Source organism: Planomonospora algeriensis, from assembly GCF_977012225.1.
The window spans coordinates 1-975 of the sequence record NZ_CDRNDK010000941.1 but is presented as its reverse complement, the minus strand read 5'-3'; the positions used below and the strand labels follow the sequence as shown (position 1 = coordinate 975).

Here is a 975-nt window from a genome sequence, read left to right as displayed (position 1 = left end):
ACGACTACATCGAGTTGCTGCCGGCGACCTGGCGGGCCCTCAACGCCTACGGCGTGAAGATCAACCATCGGGTCTATGACGACCAGGCCCTCAATCCGCTACGCCAGCAACGATCCGGGCTCACCGACCGCAAAGACCTGTGGGAGATCCACTACGACCCCTACGACGTGTCACGGATCTGGGTTCGTGATCACTGGAACGGCGGCTGGATCACCCTGCTCTGGAAGCATCTGCACCGGGTCGCCGCTCCGTTCGGTGAGCTGGCCTGGGATCACACCCGCCGGGCCCTGCCCGGCGCCACCGAAGAGGAGATCGCTGAGGCGGTCTCCGACCTGCTCAAACGCGCCCACAACGGTCCTGGAAGCGAAGAAACGAAGCCCGCCCGGCTCAGCCGCAGAGACCAGCGGGTGGCCGCACGGACCAAGGCCAGCCCGCCCAGCACCCCGATCCATGCCGAGCCCGCACCAGCCACCGCCGATAGCGGACCGCGCCAGGATGACAGCGCGCAGCAGAGCGAGGAGAACATCTCCAAGGTGATACCGATGCCGATCTTCGACCCGTTCGCTGAAGCGGACAAGCGGTGGTGAACCGCCCAACTCGTGCTGGCGAACCCACTGGCGAGTTCGAGCATCTGCAGCTGACCACCCTGGCGGGCTGGCGCGGGTTCGTCACCGAGATGCCCGCTGTTCCGAACCTGCTTCCCACAGCACTCTGGGCGGGCCTGGACGACGACAAACGCGGCCGCTACGACGATGACCGCATTGACCACCACGCCCGGCTCCTGATCGTCCAGACCCCCACGATTCGTCAGGTCATCACCGCCGGCCGCCGCCTGATCCAGCTGAACAAACACGCCCACTACGGCCGCTGCGGGCTGATGGTCTCCGGCCCCGCCCGCACCGGCAAGACCACCGCGCTCACCCAACTCGGCAAGACCGTCGAAGTGATCCACCGCCGCCGCCACCCGCGCGCGAC

General features: G+C 67.1%; 1 protein-coding gene and 1 pseudogene. Both read left to right on the top strand.

The annotated features are described in order from the left end of the window. Positions 1-587, top strand: a 587-nt coding sequence (locus ACWJ6R_RS37050) for a Mu transposase C-terminal domain-containing protein (protein ID WP_449066657.1), incomplete at its 5' end; no start/stop codon positions are given. After that, positions 581-975: pseudogene (locus tag ACWJ6R_RS37045) on the top strand (hypothetical protein); the annotation flags it as partial. The gene ACWJ6R_RS37050 and the pseudogene ACWJ6R_RS37045, both read left to right, overlap by 7 nt.